The sequence below is a fragment of the Flavobacterium sp. W21_SRS_FM6 genome (assembly GCF_052119645.1).
Taxonomy (GTDB): domain Bacteria; phylum Pseudomonadota; class Gammaproteobacteria; order Enterobacterales; family Alteromonadaceae; genus Paraglaciecola.
In genome coordinates, this window is the sequence record NZ_JBGQOM010000019.1 from 1 (window position 1) to 21,560 (window position 21,560).

The 21,560-nt window shown below is 43.7% G+C and carries 18 protein-coding genes; 1 reads left to right on the forward strand and 17 read right to left on the reverse strand.

Going from position 1 to position 21,560, the window contains the following annotated elements; genetic code table 11:
* Window positions 1–174: 174 nt before the first annotated feature.
* The 3 genes from ACEN2L_RS20150 to ACEN2L_RS20160 all read right to left on the reverse strand — a co-directional run bounded on the left by ACEN2L_RS20150 (window position 175) and on the right by ACEN2L_RS20160 (window position 2,050).
* On the reverse strand, window positions 175–645 hold the full coding sequence (locus ACEN2L_RS20150) for a DUF4265 domain-containing protein (protein ID WP_441745886.1): 471 nt from the start codon (window positions 643–645) through the stop codon (window positions 175–177).
* 340 nt (window positions 646–985) lie between these two features.
* Window positions 986–1,399, reverse strand: coding sequence for a hypothetical protein (locus ACEN2L_RS20155; protein ID WP_441745887.1), 414 nt, complete (start codon window positions 1,397–1,399; stop codon window positions 986–988).
* 330 nt (window positions 1,400–1,729) lie between these two features.
* Window positions 1,730–2,050 (reverse strand): hypothetical protein, encoded by a 321-nt coding sequence (locus tag ACEN2L_RS20160; protein WP_441745888.1) that lies wholly within the window; start codon window positions 2,048–2,050, stop codon window positions 1,730–1,732.
* 888 nt (window positions 2,051–2,938) lie between these two features.
* Here ACEN2L_RS20160 and ACEN2L_RS20165 point away from each other — a divergent pair.
* On the forward strand, window positions 2,939–3,904 hold the full coding sequence (locus tag ACEN2L_RS20165) for an integron integrase (protein WP_441745889.1): 966 nt from the start codon (window positions 2,939–2,941) through the stop codon (window positions 3,902–3,904).
* A 269-nt stretch (window positions 3,905–4,173) separates the two neighbouring features.
* Here the strand turns inward: ACEN2L_RS20165 and prpF are convergent, their stop codons facing one another.
* The 14 genes from prpF to ACEN2L_RS20235 form a co-directional block, all read right to left on the reverse strand.
* On the reverse strand, window positions 4,174–5,367 hold the full coding sequence (gene prpF / locus ACEN2L_RS20170; protein ID WP_441745890.1) for a 2-methylaconitate cis-trans isomerase PrpF: 1,194 nt from the start codon (window positions 5,365–5,367) through the stop codon (window positions 4,174–4,176).
* A gap of 144 nt (window positions 5,368–5,511) precedes the next feature.
* Complete coding sequence (acnD, locus tag ACEN2L_RS20175; RefSeq protein ID WP_441745891.1) at window positions 5,512–8,103, reverse strand: Fe/S-dependent 2-methylisocitrate dehydratase AcnD; 2,592 nt, start codon at window positions 8,101–8,103, stop codon at window positions 5,512–5,514.
* Between the two features lie 40 nt (window positions 8,104–8,143).
* On the reverse strand, window positions 8,144–9,268 hold the full coding sequence (gene prpC / locus ACEN2L_RS20180) for a bifunctional 2-methylcitrate synthase/citrate synthase (protein WP_441745892.1): 1,125 nt from the start codon (window positions 9,266–9,268) through the stop codon (window positions 8,144–8,146).
* Between the two features lie 52 nt (window positions 9,269–9,320).
* On the reverse strand, window positions 9,321–10,217 hold the full coding sequence (gene prpB / locus ACEN2L_RS20185) for a methylisocitrate lyase (RefSeq protein ID WP_441745893.1): 897 nt from the start codon (window positions 10,215–10,217) through the stop codon (window positions 9,321–9,323).
* Window positions 10,214–10,930 (reverse strand): GntR family transcriptional regulator, encoded by a 717-nt coding sequence (locus ACEN2L_RS20190; protein WP_441745894.1) that lies wholly within the window; start codon window positions 10,928–10,930, stop codon window positions 10,214–10,216. The genes prpB and ACEN2L_RS20190 overlap by 4 nt, the downstream gene beginning before the upstream one ends.
* Window positions 10,931–10,982: 52 nt before the next feature.
* Window positions 10,983–12,110 carry a pyridoxal-phosphate-dependent aminotransferase family protein gene (locus tag ACEN2L_RS20195; protein WP_441745895.1) on the reverse strand — a complete coding sequence of 376 codons (1,128 nt, stop codon included), beginning with the start codon at window positions 12,108–12,110 and terminating at the stop codon, window positions 10,983–10,985.
* 404 nt (window positions 12,111–12,514) lie between these two features.
* On the reverse strand, window positions 12,515–13,036 hold the full coding sequence (locus tag ACEN2L_RS20200) for a gamma carbonic anhydrase family protein (RefSeq protein WP_441745896.1): 522 nt from the start codon (window positions 13,034–13,036) through the stop codon (window positions 12,515–12,517).
* Window positions 13,033–13,899 (reverse strand): acyl-CoA thioesterase, encoded by an 867-nt coding sequence (locus ACEN2L_RS20205; RefSeq protein WP_306021934.1) that lies wholly within the window; start codon window positions 13,897–13,899, stop codon window positions 13,033–13,035. The genes ACEN2L_RS20200 and ACEN2L_RS20205 overlap by 4 nt, the downstream gene beginning before the upstream one ends.
* Window positions 13,900–13,920: 21 nt before the next feature.
* A complete protein-coding gene (locus tag ACEN2L_RS20210) occupies window positions 13,921–15,810 on the reverse strand; it encodes a protein kinase domain-containing protein (RefSeq protein ID WP_441745897.1) in 1,890 nt (629 codons plus the stop codon).
* A gap of 8 nt (window positions 15,811–15,818) precedes the next feature.
* Window positions 15,819–16,694 carry a 23S rRNA (adenine(2030)-N(6))-methyltransferase RlmJ gene (locus ACEN2L_RS20215; protein ID WP_441745898.1) on the reverse strand — a complete coding sequence of 292 codons (876 nt, stop codon included), beginning with the start codon at window positions 16,692–16,694 and terminating at the stop codon, window positions 15,819–15,821.
* A 75-nt stretch (window positions 16,695–16,769) separates the two neighbouring features.
* Window positions 16,770–18,326 carry a dihydrolipoyllysine-residue acetyltransferase gene (locus ACEN2L_RS20220; RefSeq protein ID WP_441745899.1) on the reverse strand — a complete coding sequence of 519 codons (1,557 nt, stop codon included), beginning with the start codon at window positions 18,324–18,326 and terminating at the stop codon, window positions 16,770–16,772.
* A 21-nt stretch (window positions 18,327–18,347) separates the two neighbouring features.
* The gene (locus ACEN2L_RS20225; RefSeq protein WP_441745900.1) at window positions 18,348–19,325 is read right to left on the reverse strand and encodes an alpha-ketoacid dehydrogenase subunit beta; all 978 of its coding nucleotides are present in this window, start codon (window positions 19,323–19,325) and stop codon (window positions 18,348–18,350) included.
* Window positions 19,325–20,509, reverse strand: coding sequence for a thiamine pyrophosphate-dependent dehydrogenase E1 component subunit alpha (locus ACEN2L_RS20230; protein ID WP_441745901.1), 1,185 nt, complete (start codon window positions 20,507–20,509; stop codon window positions 19,325–19,327). Before ACEN2L_RS20230 ends, ACEN2L_RS20225 begins: the two co-directional genes overlap by 1 nt.
* 254 nt (window positions 20,510–20,763) lie before the next feature.
* Entirely contained in the window at window positions 20,764–21,558 is a 795-nt protein-coding gene (locus tag ACEN2L_RS20235) for a DUF2189 domain-containing protein (protein ID WP_306023571.1), read from the reverse strand.
* Window positions 21,559–21,560 lie beyond the last annotated feature (2 nt).

A 21,560-nucleotide genomic window follows, 5' to 3' on the forward strand; every position in this document is an offset into this window, starting at 1 on the left:
TTGGCTAGCACCAAATTAGGAATGATTAAAAGTGCAAATAAGTAAATTCGATACAAAACTTTTCCTTGGCAACTAACGCCCTGTTAATGGGCAAAATTTTGTTGGCTATAATGTGAAGCGGAGCGAAACCAGCCAACTGAATTTTGTCCACTATTAAACAGTTTGTTAGGTTTCTTACTTAGGAAGATCATCGAAACTCCCTTCTGCTCTAGACTCGCAAGTTTCAAATGAAAGTAAACCTTGTTCTTCATATAGAGCAAGTTGGTCATATATTGCTAAGTAATCACCGTCTGCCTTAATATCAATTGAAACGTCTCTTTCATTTGCACGCTCATACGTTGCGGAGTGCTGCTCTAGAGATGCTAACAACTCGACTTGTTTGTCACGATTAAGCTTCTTATCAAACATAATTCGATATGTTCTATGACCGCTAGGAGTTACTACAGAACAAATTTCTGGAATTAAATCTTCCGACTCACTTTTAGCGAGAACGATATCTAGAAAATTTAAACCATACGCAAAAAAGGGAACATTTTCTATTCGATATAAATCATTCCCAAGTGGAGTTGCCCACATGGATTCTCCACCAATAGCCCAGTGATTTGGCAAGTCGATATGTAACTTAACTAGATTTTCATCACTCATACTTTCAAAAAACCTAACACCCCGCATAACGGGCAAGTTTATGGGTGCAGCTTTTGAGCAAAGCGAAATGCGCCCGTAAAATTGTCCCAGCGACCAACGGGAGCGAGTTGATGCGTTTGTTATGTTGCTTGGATTTATTACGGTTTTGACTAAACATTCCATGTTCCTCTGCGTTAACCATTTAGGTAAAACAATACTCGTTTGAATCCAAAACAACAACTGATGTCGACTAGCGTAGACCAAACAACGAATGCTCGCGAACCCGAAAATAACTTATTAAAAACTGATGAGAGGGACTCTTGAAAGAACGAGCTTGCGCTATGCTCACTTATTAAGCCTACTAATCTATATATTTATATGTAACGTATAATTCTGATTCCCCACATTTTTTATAGCGCTTATCCAACTTTTTAGTTATCACCAATTCTTTGGGAAATAATATCTCTAAAGTATCTGGCCCCACCCAACTAAATATCACGCCACCATATGGTCCTTCGTAATTAGCTATATCGATAACACATTGCATATTAGAACTAGAAACAGCGGCATAATTGTGATTATTTTCAACAGAATGAAAAACAAGAAGTTGATGGCCGGAGTCAGACTTCAAGTCGACAACAAGACTGAGCTCTGCATTTGCTTTTTGGTTAGCACTTAACAGCAATGAAAATGGTTCTTCAGAGTCTATTAGCTCCGGATTTTTTGAACAGCTTGCAGCAAGCATGATTAAGAGCAAAGGTAAAATGTACTTCATTAATATAGCCACCCATAACACCCCGCATAGAGGGCAAGTTTATGGGTGCAGCTTTTGAGCGAAGCGAAATGCGCCCGTAAAGTTGTCCCAGCGACCGAAGGGAGTGAACTGATGCGATTGTTATGCTGCTGAATGTTGGTGCGGTTTTGATACAACAATCCATGTCTCCTTGCGTTAACCATTTAGGTGAAAATATACTCGTTTGAACTCAAAACAACAACTGATGCGAATCAGCGAAGACCAAACAACCGATGCTCGCGAACCCGAAAATAACTCACTAAAAACAGATGAAGCTGACTCTTGAAAGAAAGAGCTTTCACTTTTTTCTCATTACTGATTTCCATATTTACTCAAAATTTTCTTACAGCTAGCTTCGATATCCTTTGAATAAAATTTGATGATACCAGTAATTTCTATATCTGCTTTTACCAGAAACTCTTCCGAGCATTGTTGCCTCACGTGTTGCAGTGGCAAGTGATCAGTATCTGATGCGATGACACCAAAAACATGAAACTCTGTATCCCAGCACTGCCCGTATATTTTTGCACCTAGACGGGAGAGCCTTAAAACATTATCTAAATAGAGAGAATTATCAGAGAGCAATTTAGTTGCTATAGCGCAGGCTTCTTTTTTTTCCTCATCAAAAGACATAACGCTCAAAGCAACGGCGCGGCTTTTTGCGTCCGATGCCTTTGCTTGTTATTGCGCCACCAGTTGCAATTTCGCGGCTTGCCGCCTGCTCTGTTAACAAAACAACATGATTAAAATTATTACCCACACTGTAAAACAACCTTGATTAAAACTGCAACGAATAATTGCATGTTAGGTTGAACTGATGCTGATAAAACTGTTGGAAGTTTAATGGGTTGTTTGGCTGAAAATTGAATGAGCGAATACCGAAAAATGCACTAGCCAACCACAAACTTTTGAGCCTAAAATTTACTGCCAATACTAACCAATAAGTTGTAAGGCCAAAGCGCTATAACGCTCAAAGCAACGGCGCGGCTTTTTGCGTCCGATGCCTTTGATTGTTATTGCGCCAACCTAATGAACTATCGCGGCTTGCCGCCTGCCCTGTTTGCACAACAACATGATTAAAATTATTACCCACACTGTAAAACAACCTTGAGCAAAACTACAACGAAAAAATGCATGTTAGGTTGAACTGATACTGATGAAACTATTGGAAGTTTAAAAGATTGTTTGGCTAAAAATTGAAAGGACGATTACCGAAAAATGCCCTAGCTAACCACAAACTTTTGAGCCTAAAACTTACTACCGATATTAACCAATAAATTGTAAGGTCAAAGCGCTATAACAATATTAATATCCGGAAAAGTTCCGTTTTTAAACACGGATTTATTCCGCTTTTCTACATTTGTCTTTTTTAACATAGTATTTATCTTACTGTATAGGTTAAATTTATTTCCAATTCAAAAAACTCATGGTGTGGAAAGACGGAATAATTCCTAAATCTTGCTGTTATGCGGAAGTTTTACTATAACTGTACAAATAAACAGTTATAATAAGGACGCTTAAATGCCTAAATCAATATTTTTAAATATGGTAAAAGATGAGATGTTCAAGCTGCGTTATGCTAAACGAACTATTGAAGCTTATTTAAAATGGATCAGTAGTTACATTCACTTTCATCAGAAAAAACACCCTAATTTAATGCACGACTCGGAAGTTGAGGCATTTCTATCTCATTTAGTATTAGAGCTTGATGTTTCAGCTGCCACACAAACCTCCGCGTTAAATGCCTTGGTGTTTTTGTATCGCGATATCATACGCCGCCCTTTAAACGTAAAACTTAACTTTGTTAAAAGCTCGAGGCAACAGAAACTGCCAGTTGTGTTAACCACCGATGAAATGCGGCGTTTACTGGCGGTCATAAACGCTCAACATAAATTACCCGTTTCGATTCTTTATGCCAGCGGATTACGCTTGATGGAGTGTATGAGGCTGAGAGTGAAAGACATTGATTTTGACTATAAATCCATTCGAATTTGGTATGGTAAAGGGGGCAAACATCGTGTCGTTACTCTTGCTGATGAACTAGTCCCTGACCTAAGGCAGCAGATTACGCTTGTGCAACAATATTTGGACGCAGATTTAATTAATCCCGATTACTCAGGTGTATATTTACCCCACCGCCTTCGACTAAAATACAAAAAGGCCAACCGTTCATTGGAATGGCAATATTTGTTTGCATCGCGGCAATTATCAAAAGATCCTGAAGATAAGTCATTACGTCGCCATCATATTGATGAGTCAGCCATTCAAAAGGCTATTCGTTTTGCGGCTAAAAAAGCGAATATTGACAAAACAGTCACACCTCATACCTTGCGCCATTCCTTTGCTACCCATTTGTTGCAATCTGGTGCAGATATTCGCACAGTGCAAGACCAACTCGGGCATGCTGATTTGCGTACCACGCAGATTTACACGCATATACTGCAGCGCGGGGGCAACAGTGTGGTGAGCCCTTTATCGAGGTTGTAGGTATTTATATTTGGTGTGTTGTTACGGCTAAAGCAAGATCCCTCGTCGTTGCACTCATTCGGGACGACAGATTGAATGGGATATTTCTGGATGACAGAATGAAAATAGTTTGACTGGTTGTCGAACACTGGTTTTCAGAATTCGACATCCAGACACTTAGCGTGAGGGTATAGATTTGAGTTTTATAACTGGACTAGCTTTTATAAGGTCTACGCTCTCTGCCATTTACACATAGCTCGATGCCAGGAACTCGTAGCGTAAAACTGCTTCTATTCCGGCACCCTCACCCAACCTTCCATCAATACCCGTGCGCTGCGGCTCATTATGGCTTTTGTGACTTGCCATTGACCTTCAATGAATTTCGCTTCAGCGCCAACCGTTAAACTACCTGATGGATGGCCAAAACATACAGTACTGCGTTCACTGCCGCCTGCAGCTATATTCACTAACGTACCAGGAATAGATGCAGCGGTGCCTATAGCTACGGCAGCGGTACCCATCATGGCGTGGTGCAATTTACCCATCGACATCGCGCGCACAAGCAAATCTAATTGAGTGGCTTTGATTGGTTTACCACTAGATGCAATGTAATCTTGCGGCGGGGCAACAATGGCGATTTTAGGGGTATGTTGGCGATTAGCTGCTTCAGTGAGGTCTTTTATCAACCCCATTTTTACAGCGCCGATAGCACGTAATGATTCAAAACGAATTAAGGCTTTAGGATCGCTATTGATGTCGTCTTGCAGTTCAATACCGCTGTAGCCCATACTTTTTGCATCAACAAAAATAGTGGGAATACCGGCATTGATTAGCGTGGCTTGAAGCTTACCACCAGCGACCCATTCTTCAGGCACATCAAGCTCGTCAACGACATTGCCTGTTGGAAATAAGCCTTTGCCGTCGTCATCGGCATCATCAGCAGGGTCAACAAATTCGAGTTGAATTTCTGCCGCCGGAAAAGTTACTCCGTCTAATTCAAAATCACCCAATTCTTGCACTTTCCCGTCAACGATAGGTACATGGGCTATGATGGTTTTTTGAATATTGGCTTGCCAAATTTTGACTGTCAGTGTGCCATTTTGTGGTATTTTATCCTTAGCAATAAACCCATTACTAATGGCAAATGGGCCTACGGCTGCAGACAAATTTCCGCAGTTACCACTCCAATCAACAACGTCTTTATCAATCGCAATTTGGCCAAACAAATAGTCTACATCGTGATCAGGCTGGCTGCTGGGTGAAATAATCACTATTTTACTGGTACTCGACGTGGCACCGCCCATACCGTCGGTTTGCTTAGCATAAGGATCAGGACTACCAATCACCCGCTGCATCAATTTGTCTCTAAATACCCCAGCAGATTGGGCAGCGGTTGGTAAATCTAGTAATCGAAAGAATACGCCTTTGCTGGTTCCTCCACGCATATAAGTAGCAGGAATTTTTAATTGTGGCTTATAAGTCATTTTATTCTCTCTATCGGTCAAATATTAAGCCTGCGATATCACTCCACGAGCCCCGGGTAAAAGCAATATCAATGGCCAGTGATTTTACTAGTCGTCCTTCCTGCTGCCGCCTTTAGTATGACTCTCGATACTCGCCTCTGGCAGCTATTTTTTTGCGTCTAAAAAATCTTGAGCAAAGCGTTGCAGCACCCCACCCGCTTGATATATCGATAGCTCTTCAGCGGTGTCTAATCGACATTTAACCGCTAGGCTAATTTGCTCACCGCTCTTGCGCGTCATTTTTACATCTAACAATGAGCCGGGCGATATGTCGCCAACTACATCATAGGTTTCAGAGCCATCGATGTGGTACGTATGACGATTTTCGCCATTCGTAAATTCAAGTGGTAATACCCCCATACCCACAAGGTTGGTTCGGTGTATACGTTCAAATCCCTCAGCCACGATGACTTCAACACCGGCTAAACGCACACCTTTGGCAGCCCAATCTCGCGATGAACCTTGCCCGTAATCTGCACCGGCGATAATGATCAGCGGTTGCTTGCGCTGCATATACGTTTCGATAGCTTCCCACATCCGGCTCGTTTTGCCCTCTGGCTCAATGCGTGCCAACGAACCTTGTATGACTTTGCCATCAGCGTCTTTGATCATTTCGTTCAATAATTTAGGGTTAGCAAAGGTAGCGCGCTGGGCGGTTAGGTGATCGCCACGGTGGGTAGCATAGGAATTAAAATCTTCTTCGGGTAAACCCATTTTATGCAGATACTCACCTGCAGCACTGTCTAAGGTGATGGCGTTTGAAGGTGATAAATGATCGGTGGTTATATTATCACCCAATACCGCTAAAGCTCGCATGTTTTGCATGCTGCGCTCACCAGCCAGTGCCCCCTCCCAGTAAGGAGGACGGCGAATATAAGTACTTTTCTCGCGCCATGCATATTGCGGGTCGATATGTTCACCGTATTCAACTTTTAAGTCGAACATTGGCTCATACACTTTGCGAAATTGCTCAGGTTTAACGCTGCTTTTTACTACTGCATCAATCTCTTCGTCACTTGGCCACAAGTCTATAAGGCGTATAGCCTTGCCGCCGGCGTCGTATCCTAAGACATCTTTTTCAATATCGAAACGAATCGTTCCTGCAATTGCATAGGCTACAACTAAAGGTGGTGAGGCTAAAAATGCTTGATCGGCATTAGGATGAATACGCCCGTCAAAGTTACGATTACCCGACAATACCGCAGTAGCGTAAAGATCTCTGGAAGTAATTTCGTCTGCAATTTTAGGATCGAGCGCTCCGCTCATCCCATTGCAAGAGGTACAGGCAAAGGCCACAATACCAAAACCTAGCTGCTCTAATTCGGGTAACAGTTTGGCTTCTTCTAAATAAAGTTGGACGGCTTTTGAGCCAGGAGCAAGTGAAGTTTTGACCCAAGGTTTACGCTGTAAACCGAGCTTATTCGCGTTGCGGGCTAATAAACCCGCGGCCACCATATTGCGCGGGTTACTGGTATTGGTGCAACTGGTAATTGCAGCAATAATCACCGCACCATCAGGCATCAGATCCTTTTCATTTTCAACCACCCCGCTGATCTTACGCTTTGCTAATTCACTTACTGGCACACAGGCATGGGGGTTAGATGGGCCGGCAATATTGCGCACCACTTGGCTTAAATCAAAATGCAATACTCTTTCATACTGCGCTTTCACCATGCTGTCAGCCCACAAACCATTTTGCTTGGCGTAGGTTTCAACTAACTTTACTTGCGCCTCTTCGCGCCCTGTTAATGTCAAATAGTCAATGGTTTGCTGATCAATGTAAAACATCGCGGCTGTGGCACCGTATTCAGGTGTCATATTGGAGATGGTGGCTCGGTCGCCTAAGGTAAGATGTTTGCTACCCTCACCATAAAACTCTAAGTACGAGGACACGACTTTTTGTTGACGTAAAAATTGCGTTAAGGCCAAAACGATGTCGGTCGCGGTGATCCCTGCATGGGGTTTACCCTTCAGCTCTACACCAATAATATCGGGTAAGCGCATATAAGAGGCACGGCCCAACATTACGCTCTCTGCTTCTAAGCCACCAACACCAATTGCAATGACCCCTAGTGCATCGACCATAGGGGTGTGGCTATCTGTTCCTACCAAGGTATCTGGAAAAGCCACGCCGTTACGACTTTGTACCACGGGTGACATACGCTCTAAATTGATTTGATGTAAAATACCGTTACCCTGAGGGATCACATCAACGTTTTTAAAAGCGGTTTTCGTCCAATTTATAAAATGAAAGCGGTCTTCATTACGTCTGTCTTCTATTGCACGATTTTTGGCAAAAGCATCTTTATCAAAGCCACCAAATTCTACGGCCAAGGAATGATCCACTACTAACTGGGTTGGTACCACGGGGTTAACTTGCGCTGGGTCGCCCCCTTTGGCAGCAATGGCATCCCGTAAACCCGCTAAATCCACTAAGGCGGTTTGACCCAATATATCGTGACATACCACTCGCGCAGGAAACCATGGAAAATCCCGGTCGCGCTTACGCTCAATTAATTGTTTTAAGGCATCAACCAACTGCGCTGGATCACAGCGTCTAACTAAGTTTTCTGCAAGCACCTTCGAGGTATAAGGTAATTCAGCATACGCCCCTGGTTTGATGGCATCGACTGCCGCTTGTGTATCAAAATAATCGAGCTTGGTGCCAGGTAAGGCACGTCTATATTGCGTATTCATATTGTCCTGTCTTGTAGTGAAAGGGGTTTAACAATAGCGTTTAGCGCTGACTAATGGGCACAACCTGACGAGGTGCTTCACCAATATAATCAGCACTAGGACGAATAATGCGGTTATTTGAGCGCTGCTCCATGACATGGGCTGCCCAGCCGGTCAACCGTGAACAGACAAAAATGGGAGTGAACAACTTAGTAGGAATACCCATGAAGTGATACGCCGAAGCATGAAAAAAATCTGCATTACAAAATAGCTTTTTGCTTTCCCACATAAACTCTTCACATGCCACTGAAATATCGTAAAGCGCGCTATCACCAAACTCTTCGGATAACTTTTCAGACCATGCTTTGATGATCACATTACGGGGATCAGACTCACGGTAAATCGCGTGACCAAAGCCCATGATTTTTTCTTTACGCTCTAACATACCCGCCATTTGTATTTTAGCGTCTTGGGGCGAACTAAACCTTTGGATCATGTCCATCGCAGCTTCATTGGCACCTCCGTGTAAAGGACCACGCAACGAGCCAATTGCCCCTGTGATACACGAGAACATATCTGACAAAGTAGATGCGCACACTCTTGCGGTAAACGTTGAGGCGTTAAATTCGTGTTCAGCGTATAAAATAAGTGAAACATCCATCACTTTTCGGTGCAGTTCACTGGGCGTTTTACCCAATAGTAAAGCCAAAAAATGCCCTGCAATGGAGTCTTCTTCTGTGTGGCACTCAATCGCAACACCATCATGACTATAACGGTACCAGTAACACATAATGGCTGGGAAAGCAGCCAACAAACGATTGGCCGCTTGATGCTGTTGGCTAAAGTCATTTTCTGGCTCTAGGTTGCCTAAAAATGAACAGCCGGTGCGCATCACATCCATGGGGTGTGCGCTAGCAGGAATACGTTGCAAAACCTCTTTAAGCGCTTGGGGTAAGTCACGTCGTTTTTTTAATTCAGACTTGTAACTATTCAGCTCAGCTTGATTGGGCAATTGGCCCTTAAAAAGTAAATAGGCCACTTCTTCAAAGGTGGCGTTATCGGCTAAATCGGACACGTCATAACCACGATACGTTAAACCAGAGCCAGATTTACCCACGGTACATAAAGACGTTTCACCCGCACTTTGACCACGTAAACCTGCACCACTTAATTTTTTATCAACCATTTTTCTGTCCTTTTACTTACTGTTAGTTGGTGAAGTCTGTTTTCAGCGTCGCTTAGTTATTTTTATTAGCTGAAAACAAACTATCTAATTTCTGTTCAAAATCGTGGTAACCCAAATAATCGTATAACGCCATACGAGTCTGCATCTGGTCTATCACTTGCTTTTGATCGCCGTGTTGTAAAATGCTTTGATACACACTTTCAGCCGCTTTATTCATGGCTCTAAATGCACTGAGTGGATACAGCACCATGGCCGCGCCCCACTCACCTAATTGCTGTTTGTTCCATAATTCCGTTTGGCCAAATTCGGTGATATTGGCCAAAATGGGCACCTTGATGGCCTTTGAGAATGCACGGTAATGTTCTTCCGTTTTAATGGCTTCGGCAAATATGCCGTCAGCACCGGCTTCAACACAGGCTTGTGCCCGCTCAATCGCCGCTTCTAGACCTTCTTGAGCAAAAGCGTCAGTTCGAGCCATGATAAAAAAGCTGTCATCCGTTCTGGCATCAACCGCGGCTTTAATGCGATCAACCATTTCTTCTTTTGACACAATGGCTTTGTTTGGCCGATGACCACAACGTTTTTGCGCCACTTGATCTTCGATATGCACTGCAGCGGCACCAGCCTTGATCATTTCTTTAACGGTACGGGCAATATTAAATGCCCCGCCCCAACCCGTATCAATGTCCACCAGCAAGGGTAATTCACTGGCACTGGTGATTCGACTGACGTCAATAAGCACATCATTTAAGGATGTCATGCCCAAATCAGGTAAACCATAGGAGGCATTCGCGACACCAGCACCCGATAAATAGATGGCTTGATGACCGGCTTGCTGAGCCATGATGGCGCAATACGCATTGATGGTGCCAACGATCTGCAATGGTTTGTTTTTTTCCACAGCCAGACGAAAACGCTGTCCGGGAGTTAATTGTATTGAGCTTGTCATAGGGTATTCATCCGTTTTTCGACATTTAAACGAGAAGCTGAGATATGCCTGCGCATGAGGATCTCAGCCAATTCACCATCTTTATCTTCAATGGCTTGGATAATATTGTGATGTTCGGTAAACGCTTTTTTGGCGCGAGGACTGGCCATGCCAAATTGAAATCGGTACATCCGTACCAAATAGTAGAGTTCTTCGCAGAGCAAGCGGATCAACAATTGATTGGCACTGCCAAACACAATTTTAAAATGAAAGTCTAAGTCACCCGCCTTTTGAAAATAGGCTTCGCCCTGTTGCAGTGCTTCGTTTTTTTCGTGATCAGCGAGTAGTTCTCTGAGTTCCGCTATTTGCGCGGCTGTCATATTTTGCGCCGCTAAATAACAAGCCATCCCTTCTAAGGATTCACGTACTCGAAATAGCTCTAATAATTTTTCTGTCGACAATGTTACTACGCGATAGCCTATATTTGCTTTACGCTCAAGTAAGCCGCTGCCTTCTAAACGCGACAGCGCATCACGCAAGGTGCTGCGGCTAATATCGTAATAACGAGCCAGTTCTGGCTCACTGATCTTGCTGCCCATCGCAATTTCACCCTCGACAATACGTTGTCTTAGGTCAGTAAAGACAGTCTCAGCGCGAGTTGTTACTTTTAGATTTGAAACAGGTGCAGGCATCATATTGTCGACAATTTTAAACTTGGACCTTAGCTTAGTCACTTTTTGCCAAAGATCAAACTAAATTGTCGACAATTTTGAAATGAAGTGAAACTTACTTTTTTAGTACGCTAGCCAGTGCTTCTACACAATAATCAACGTTTTTCTGATTTGCTCCATAACCCATTAACCCTATCCGCCAGACTTTGCCGGCGAGTACACCTAAGCCCGCACCGATTTCCAAGTTGAAGTCTTGCAGCAACCGAGCACGAATTGCCCCATCGTCCAGCCCCTCAGGGATACGCACCATATTAAGCTGAGGTAATCGGTCTTGTTCATCTACAACAAATTCTAACCCTAACTCTTCTAGCCCCGTTTTTAACAATTGGTGCATGTGTGCGTGTCGGGTCCATGATGCTTGTAAACCTTCTTCATGCAATATCAATAAGGCCTCATGCAAAGCGTAAATACTGTTTACCGGCGCAGTATGATGATACGCCCGTTTGGTTCCTTGGCCCCAATAGCCCATCACCAAGTCCATATCTAAAAACCAGCTCTGTACCGGACTTTGACGATGTTTAATAATCTCAATAGCAGCCTGACTAAATGAAACCGGCGACAAGCCTGGTACACACGATAAACATTTTTGTGTGCCTGAATAGATTGCATCTATTTGCCAATCATCGACGGCCAGCTCAATACCCCCTAGTGACGTTACCGCATCAACAATAGTCAAACACTCATATTCCTTAGCCAAGGCACATAAAGCTTGTGCATCATTGCGCACGCCGGTAGAGGTTTCTGCATGCACAAACGCTACGGCTTTTGCATCTGGGTGCATTTTTAAGGCTTGTTCCAACTTATTGATGTCAGTTGCAGTACCCCAATCGTCTTGCACCATAATGGCTTGACCACCACAACGAAGTACGTTTTGCTGCATCCGCCCACCAAAAACACCGTTTTGGCACACGATAACTTTGTCACCTGATTCAATTAAATTAACAAATACCGCTTCCATCCCCGCTGAGCCAGGAGCAGAAACAGGCATGGTGAGTTCGTTTTGCGTTTGAAAGGCATACTGCAGTAATTGTTTTGTTTCATCCATTAAATCAACAAACATCGGGTCAAGATGGCCGATAGTTGGACGCGATAAGGCAGTTAAAATGCGCGGATTAACATCAGAGGGACCCGGCCCCATTAATGTTCGTTGCGCAGGGAAAAAACTCTTAAATTGTAAATTCATAAATAGACTTAATTGAGATAACCATAAACGGATAATTACAGCTCATTCATCAGTAAACAAGGGCTTCATAGTGGCCATAAATAATATGAATACTGGTCAAGTAAAAACAGCGTTTACTAGTATTGGCAGTTGGCGTGCGTAGAAAAAATTAGGAAAAAACGAAGTGAACCAAAAAACCTGAATAGAAGTAAAAATAAACACTTAACTAAATTTAATCATTAGACTATTTTTTAATCAGATATGTTCTACACTTTACATCCTTAAAACCCTTACCAGTTTAACCAGACCAGTTTGATTAGCGCACGGCTCTACAGAAGAGCCAATCCCCCTAAGCCCGGGCTAGCAATAGCGCCGGGCCTTTTTATAAGGGCAACAAAAACTTAAGGCACGAAGAAAAATTAACTTTAACTGTGTGCCGTTAGCTCGCTAGCAAAACGCTTTGCATTAGCAAGGTAGTACTCAGCCGATTTTTCTAACATGGCTTTTTGCGAGTCTGAAATGGTTTTAACTATCTTACCTGGCGAGCCCATTACCACTGAACCATCAGGCACCTGCATGTTTTCGGTCACTAAGGTATTGGCGCCGATGACACAATGTTTACCCACTTTTGCACCGTTTAAAATCACGCTATTGATACCAATCAGACTATAATCGCCAATCTCACAGCCGTGCAGCATCACTTTGTGCCCCACGGTAACCCCCTTACCCACCGTTAGGGGCACACCATGATCAGTATGCAGTACCGAGCCATCCTGAATATTGCTGCCTTGGCCGACTGTGATTAAATCGCAATCGCCGCGGATCACCACGTTAAACCACACGCTGCTGTCTTTTTCTAAACAAACCTGGCCCATAACATGACTTCCTGGTGCCACAAAAGCCGGTTCATTGAGGGTTACGCTGTGCTTTCCTAAGGTATAAATCATGAATTTTCCTCAACGTTGCGCATTAAGCCTTCTTGCATTGTTGATGCAACAAGCTTTCCTTGTCGATTAAAAAATTGGCCTCTCACCAACCCCCGTGCGCCACCGGTAAAGGGGCTTTCAGCGCAGTACAACAGCCAATCGTCAAAATCAAACGGATGGTGAAACCACATTGCGTGATCAATTGTTGCCATGCGCAAACTTTTATTGCGAGGTGCAATACCATGAGGTTGTAAACATGTACCTAGAAAATGGTAGTCAGAAGCATATGCCAACATCGTTTGGTTGATGTTGATATTTCCGCTTAGCACTTCTTGCGCTTTCATCCAAATATAACGTTTAGGCTCTTGTACTTGTGGTTTGTATGGGTCAATCGCTTGAACAGTGCGCGTATCAATGGGCTTGTGATAGCTCAAGGTTTCTCGCATACGCAGAGACATGTCACTTAATGATTTTTCATAAAACTTAATATCGGGCTCAATTTCTTCTGGCCCTGGTACATCTGGCATAACAGCGTATTGGTGTTCTAAGCCTGCCTCGGGTAATTGAAATGAGGCCGTCATGTAAAAAATATTACGACCATTTTGAATGGCTTTTACGCGACGTGTCGAAAAACTTCGGCCATCTCGAACATTTTCAACATCGAAGACTACAGGTTGGTTGGCATCCCCAGGCAATAAAAAGTAGCTATGAAATGAGTGGGCAATGCGACCTTCAGGCATAGTTAATTGAGCGGCAGCCAATGCTTGCCCCATAACTTGACCACCAAACAAGGCTCTAAATCCCAAGTCCCAACTTTGCCCCCGAAAGAGCCCCTGCTCTATTTTCTCAAGGGTTAACAATTCGACTAATTTAATGTCTGGCATAGTGATTACTCTTTTGGTCAATTATTGTGATCGTTTTTGTTGACGAGGATCTCTAGGATAAAACTTATCAGCTCGTTTCGCTTGATGCTGAAAAAAACGGGTATCTTTGTAGGGTAACTTCATGAAGCCTGAAATACCTAAGCCTTTTATTTTCGGGATCAAATCGATAATATCCCGCAGTAAGCTAGTAAATTCCAGCTCTAATTTGTGATTGAGCAAGGTGTAGTAACTGTGAATTTTTAAATGGGTGGGCAAGGCCTCAAAAATAATACAGCCTGTGTGATGAATACTATTTAACTGGCGAATAATACTCAGTAACTCAGGCGGCAAGGCCAATAACTCGTCGGGATCATCACCATCTTCAAAATACGAGTGCATTCTACTTTCATCTTCTGGTACTGAGATTCGACTCAGTTCGTAGGGAATGCGCATGCCTTTTTCGGGTATAAACGGCGCGCTTTCTTCCGTTCGCTCCAAGTGCAAGGTATCCCGTGCATTAAACAAACAGCATTTAAATACACCAACGTGTTGTATTGCTCGGGCCAAATACACCATGTTGTTAATTGATGCCTCAAACGAGCGCTGCATCGACTGGTCATAGAGGTTTAGACTTGAATCAATATATACGCCGTCATCTTGCCAGCGCATGGCTAAACCGCCTACCACCGGGTATTTACCCAAACGACTCACCGCTGAAACAAAGGCTTTTTCGGTTTCGCCCATTCCTTGTAAATAGTTTTTATAATACCGTTCAAACTGCGCGTCATTCATGTACCGCAGTTCGTCATGCTCTTTGTATGACTCTGCTCTTAAAAAGGATTTACGCGAGCTGTACACGACGGTATCAATCTCTTTTTCTTTGCGAACGACCCAGCTGGGTATCAAGGCTTTTTCTTGCTCGTGATGTTCATCTATCAACAATAGATTTTTCATGAACTGCATATTTTGCAAAAAGTAATCGCCGCCCTCTTTACGCACTGCTGCGTCATCGCTCAACATAGCACTTAAGGTCAGCGCCAGTTCTTTAGGTAGGCCCAATGATTGCGGGGTAATAACACGATAACCAAAGCGACATGACTGACCTGACGCTAGGGCGTACAGGGTACTCGCTAGGCCTTGTTCGTCAAACCGAGGGCTAGATAAACCCCCGTTTAATTGTTCGTCACCAATAAAATAAATATCACCTAAACGTGCATTGGTCTGCTGTAATTCACTGGACATCAAATCCATAATGTTTTGACTCACAAAATGCCCATGTTCGTCTATCTGTGCAAACACCGACGAGCCCCAGTCAATCAAGCCAATCCCTTCTGATTTGGCATCAAATACGATGTTTGAGGGTTTAATGTCACCGTGCACAATGGGTTTCTTGTCGCCCTCGTGCTTGAAGTTACGCAAATAACGTAAGACATCTGCCAACTGCACCGCGATTTTGACAATAAGCCTGGGTGACAAAGGACCACGTTGCAGTGACACTTTTTCTAAATCGTCACCGGCTGCGCGTTCCATCACTAAGATAGCTTGTTTTTTAATGCGCTGAAATTCGATTAAGGCTGGTACGTTTTTATGCTCTACATGGCTTAACATGTAAGCTTCTTCTTCTAATCTATCTTGAATATGCTGTGGCAGATTAATACGTGAAAATTTAAACACAAAATGCTGACGACCTGCTGCATGGCGCCACTGAGATACCTGTTCACCCTTAGCTAGTCCCTCAGCAGTCTGACCCGCGAACGCGAAGCCAAATGCACCTTTACCGATTAACTCAATGTTGTTATATCCCAACAACTCAAGTTGTGCGGTACACAACTTAAACCAGTCTTTTAATTTTTTAGCGTCTTTGTGCGACAGCAAATAAATGGACTGCTCATCAGGTATGTAAAAATGTTTGATCCCTGCGGGGGTTAACATCAGCTCAATTACTCAGCAATTAACCATGAAACCGAGCTACTCGCATCCGACGATTGCGCTAACATAGGCTGTAGCTCTGTTAAAGCAGCGCGCATGCGTTCGTCGAACTGCCATGGCGCGTTAATCACCGCTAAGCCAGAGCCGTACATGCCTGCGCCTTGCTCCTTAGTGGTTACGCATAACTCTATTTGCAGCAAATTTTTGAAATTTTGCTGTTTAAGGGCAGCAAGTAAACCTTCGCTTTTACCCATTTTACTTTGTGCGTAACTGTGGCCATTTTCACTGTCTTGACGATGAGCAATTAAGGGATACCAAATCGCAAAGATTGCGGTACTCCAACGTTTATAGGCTTTAGCAACGGTTTGCGCTACTTGCTGATACTCTTCAGCGACCTCATAAGACGGATCGATTAAAACCAATCCCCTAGGCAAAGGCGGCGGAGCCATGGCAAGTAAACCTTCAAAGCCATCACGATGATGAATAGCAATATTACTGCCACTGACATTGTGACGGAGATTGTCAATTTCTTGGTTGTGCCATTCCATCAAGACCAGTTTGTCTTGTTCACGCATCAGCGTACGCGCAATCTCTGGTGAGCCAGGATAACTATTATGACGATGGTAATGGGATATTAACTCGACGTAGTTGACAACATCGTTATTTGAACCTTGGTAGTCCATGAGCTTGTCTATGCCCAGTTTAAACTCTCCGGTTTTTTGTGCGTTATCAGAATGCAGATCATATAGGCCGGCGCCGCTGTGCGTATCCATGTATACAAAGCCTTTATCTTTCTCTTTAAGCTTAGCAATCAGTAACATTTGACCTAAATGTTTGATGACATCGGCATGATTGCCCGCGTGAAAACTATGACGATAACTAAACAATGCTCAGACTCCAAAAAGGCAAATAGATGAAAAAACAAACCCGCATAATGCGGGTTTGTTAGTACTCAAACAGCGTTAGGCTAATTCTACCAACATTGTAAGCGGATTTTCCAAATAAGACTTCCATAAATTATTAAATCTCACCATGGTGGCTCCATCAATAATACGATGATCGCCTGACCAACTTACTTGCATGATATTAACCGCTACTACGTTATCGTTAGCATCAAAGCGTGGTAAACGTTGAATTTTACCCAGAGCGACAATCGCGGATTCAGGTGCGTTAATGACCGGAGTAGCAACCGTTCCTCCAAGCACCCCGATGTTTGAAATACTGATGGTTCCGCCCTTCAAGTCTGCACTTTTTAGCTTACCTTCACGCCCTTGCTCCACTAATTCATTGGCCTTTTGGGCGATTTCAAATAAAGATAAATGTTGAACGCCTTTGATATTTGGTACCACCAGACCAATTTTAGAATCAATGGCCAGCCCAATATTGTGATCATCAAAGTAGGTGATTTCACTGCAATCTTTATTTACCTGGCTATTGATAATCGGAAACTGTTTCAAGGCCAAGGACATCGCCTTGATAAAAAACGGCATAAAACTGAGTTTTACCCCGCGCGTCGCAAAATTATCTTTAAGTTGGTTTCGCGCCGCAATCAAATTATCTAAGGCAATTTCATCACTCACGGTAAAGTGCGGCACCGTTGTCACAGCGTGTAACATTTGTTTTGCCATGGCCGCTTTAATACCACGAATGGGCTCTTTGCGCGTACCACCCATTACAGTGGGAGGTGCGACAACAGGCGCAGCATTTACTTCAGCAGCTTGACTTAAATCACTTTTCAGTACACGACCTTTATCACCACTGCCCTTGACCGTAGATAAATCGATGTTGAGTTCGCGGGCAAGCCGCCTAACTGCAGGACTGGCCAGCGCTTTGCCTTGGCGCGCAGCTGATACCTCTTCAGTTGGCTTTAAACGATCTTCACCTACCCTAACGGCCGGCTGACTTGCTGAATTTGTTGCGCCCTGAGTTACCTGCCCAGACACGCCATCATTCACCAACATAGCAAATAACGGGGTATGCACTTTTGCAATGTCACCTTGAGCATAATACAGCTTACTGACCGTGCCTGAGTATTTAGCCGGTATTTCAACTAGGGCTTTGTCGGTCATCACTTCAACGACAGCTTGGTCTTCTAATATCTCCTCACCTTCACTGACTAACCAACTCACCAGCTCACACTCCACAATTCCCTCACCAATGTCCGGTAAAATAAAATCGATTGAATTGCTGCTCACAGGAGCAATAGTTGCCGCTTTAGGCGCTTCATACTGTAGTTTTGATTCAGCGTTGCTAACTTCATTAGCCTTAGGTTGTGGCTCTGCCCCCTCAATATGCATAGCAAACAAAGGTGAATGCACTTTTGCAATCTCCCCGGCTTGGTAGTACAGCTTTATCACCTTGCCTGAGTACATTGCGGGAATTTGTACTGTGGCTTTATCTGTCATGACTTCAGCAACGGGCTGATCTTCAACGATCACATCGCCCTCGGCCACTAGCCATTCAAGAAGTTCACACTCAATAATACCTTCACCAATATCAGGCAGAATAAAATCAGTCATTTTTCTGGGCTCCTAATATGATCAAAAGTTAACGCAGCGAACAATCGCTTCGTAAATTTTTAGGTGATCTGGCATGTATTCTTTCTCATGTGCTAAAGGATAAGGACTGTCTAATCCACATACTCGGCTTATTGGAGACTCAAGGTATAAAAAGCACTTCTCTTGAATACTGGCTGCAACTTCACTGGCAAAACCACCAGTTAAGGGGGCTTCATGGCTAATAAGCAAACGCCCTGTTTTTTGTACCGAGGCTGCGACCGTGTCACGATCCCAAGGTAAAATACTGCGTAAATCGATGACTTCACATGATATGCCATCCTTTGTGGCTAATTGCGCGGCTTTCTCCATGACCTCCATTTGAGCACCCCAAGCCAGTAACGTAATATCCTTGCCTTCAGAAACCACTTCCGCTTTGCCCAAAGGTAAGATGTAATCATCTTCTGGCACTTCACCAACTGAAGCACGGTATAAACGTTTTGGCTCCATAAAAAGCACGGGGTTATCATCTCGAATTGACGCAAGTAACAAACCTTTTGCTTGGTAAGGATTGCGTGGGACGACGATTTTTAAACCCGGTACATGAGCGAAAAATGCTTCGGGCGACTGTGAGTGATAATGCCCACCGGCTATACCACCGCCGTAAGGCGTTCGGATGGTTAACGTACCGCAACTAAACTGCCCGCCAGAACGATACCGCCACTTGGCAGTTTCGTTTACGATTTGGTCAAAGGCCGGAAAAATGTAATCAGCAAATTGAATTTCAGCCACAGGTACTGAGCCTTGCGACGCTAAACCATTGGCAAAACCAATAATGCCTTGTTCTGTTAGGGGCGTGTTAAAGCAGCGTCCTTTACCGAATTGTTCTTGCAGATTACTGGTGGCTCTAAACACCCCACCAAAATGGCCTACGTCTTCACCAAACACCATGACTTTTTCGTTTTCGTTCATGGCCGTGATTAACGCGTTGTTTACCGCTTGCAACATATTCATTTTAGCCATTACAGTCTCCCTGCTGTTTTAGGGTAAGCATCAGGATATTTGGCGATATGGGCTTTGAGTGCGGCTAATTGTTCATTTAAATGCCATGGCGGCGTGTCGTATACGTCATTGATGATTTCATCAATTTTACAAATGGGCACTTTTTCTACACGTTTTAACTCGTTTAATACTTCTTGACGACTTTGCTCTAAAAATACTTTATTTTGCTCTTCGTCATACCAGCCTTTGCTTTGCATCCACGCCGCAAAACGCAAAACCGGATCTTTCGCGCGCCAGCGTTCTTCTTCGTCTTTTGAACGATAACCGGTGGGATCATCTGAGGTTGAATGAGCTGCTAAACGGTAGGTCATGGCTTCAATGAGTACTGGGCAGTTTTCTGCCAGAGCCAGTTGACGGGCTTTTAGCGTCGCAGCATAAACCGCCAAGGCGTCATTGCCATCAACACGGATAGTTCTAATACCATAGCCAATACCGCGCGACGCAATCCCGTCTCCGGCAAATTGCTCTTCAGAAGGCGTAGAAATAGCATAACCATTGTTGCGACAGAAAAAGATAACCGGACAATGCAGTACCGCAGCCATGTTCAAACCAGCATGAAAGTCACCTTCTGACGCAGCGCCTTCACCAAAATAACAGATAGTCACAGCTGGCTGGCCCGCCATTTTCTGTCCGTAAGCATAACCGCTGGCTTGAGGAATTTGGGTACCAAGGGGCGATGAAATAGTCATGAAATTGAGTTCTTTTACACCATAGTGAATCGGCATTTGACGCCCTTTGTTGGGGTCTTTTTCATTGCTGAACATCTGATCCATAAATTGTTCGGTGGTATAGCCCCGAAACGCCAAGGTGCCCTGTTCTCGATATTGCGACATGATCATGTCTTGAGGTTCAAGGGCAGCGGCACTGCCTACTGTGGAAGCCTCTTCGCCAGTACACGCTAAGTAAAAACTGATCCGACCTTGCCGCTGAGCCGCAACCATCCGCTCATCTAAGATGCGAATATACTGCATTGTAGTGAGAATTTTCTCTGCAAGGTCTTGCGGCATGTTAGGTAATACCGCTTCTTCGTGCGGCACACCATCGGCTTGCAAAATTTGTAACATGGGAATATCGACAAGGCCGTTGCTGATCACATTAACGTGATGACTAAGCCCAATATTAGATAAATGATTTCTGTCTTTCATTTACTTACCTTAAGAAGGATGTAGACCATGATGTAGGTAACTCGTATATTTCTTGTTATAAGTTTGTAAATGGTAAATGAGTATTTGAAACAAGACCTTGCGATTTAATCGAGTGGAATAATTACTGTTGGAATAACTGACTAATAAAGTGCCCTAAAGATGATGTTTATCCTAGTTAGCGAAAAACACCCGGTGGGTTTATACCACCTAAAACAAAAATAGCATCCTAAGATGCTATTTTTATTGAACAATTTTTACTCGAAATGCCGTTCCCGTTTTGTTTCTATTGTATCGATATAGCCATGCCATGTGGCATATCCAATAATCGGCATCAAAAATACAAAGCCGATAAACCAGGTAGCAAAGCCGATTAGCACCGATAGCAAAATAATACCGGCCCACAGCAGCATCGGCCCCTTGTTTACCCACACACTATTCATGCTAGTGAGCACTGCCGTTGCAAGGTCAACCTTGCGTTCCATCAATATAGGCTGAGTGAAAGCACTTAAGAAAAATACCAGTAAGGTAAAACCTGCCCCAACTACTGTGCCAACAGCTAAAAATGGCATTAAATTATCCCAATTTTCATCAAGATAAGGGGGATATAAGGCGTGGATGATAGAGGCGATCCGCAACCAAAAGATCATGAGCACCATTAACATAATACCTAAACCCCATTCATTCACGGCATTACGCTTTATCGCTTTAATACTATGCCACAAACTAGGTACATGATTTTTTTCAAGCTCCCAACTGACGTCGTACATGCCTGCAGCAAGGAACGGACCTATCAACATAAAACAAACAATAGCGGGCATAATGACCAAGTGCCAGCCAGTTAATTGCACCAAGTAGGTTATAAACAATGGAATGGCAGCAAACACAAGGCCAAAAAATAAGGTTAAGATAGGCGCTCGTTTTGCATCCCTCAAAGCAAGTACGATCCATTTAAAAGGATCGCTGAATTCGAGCTTTTTACAGGGTATGACTCGGGCTATATGGCTGTCGACAATGGCATTGTGGGGTGCTTCTTTAAAATGTTCTGACATAA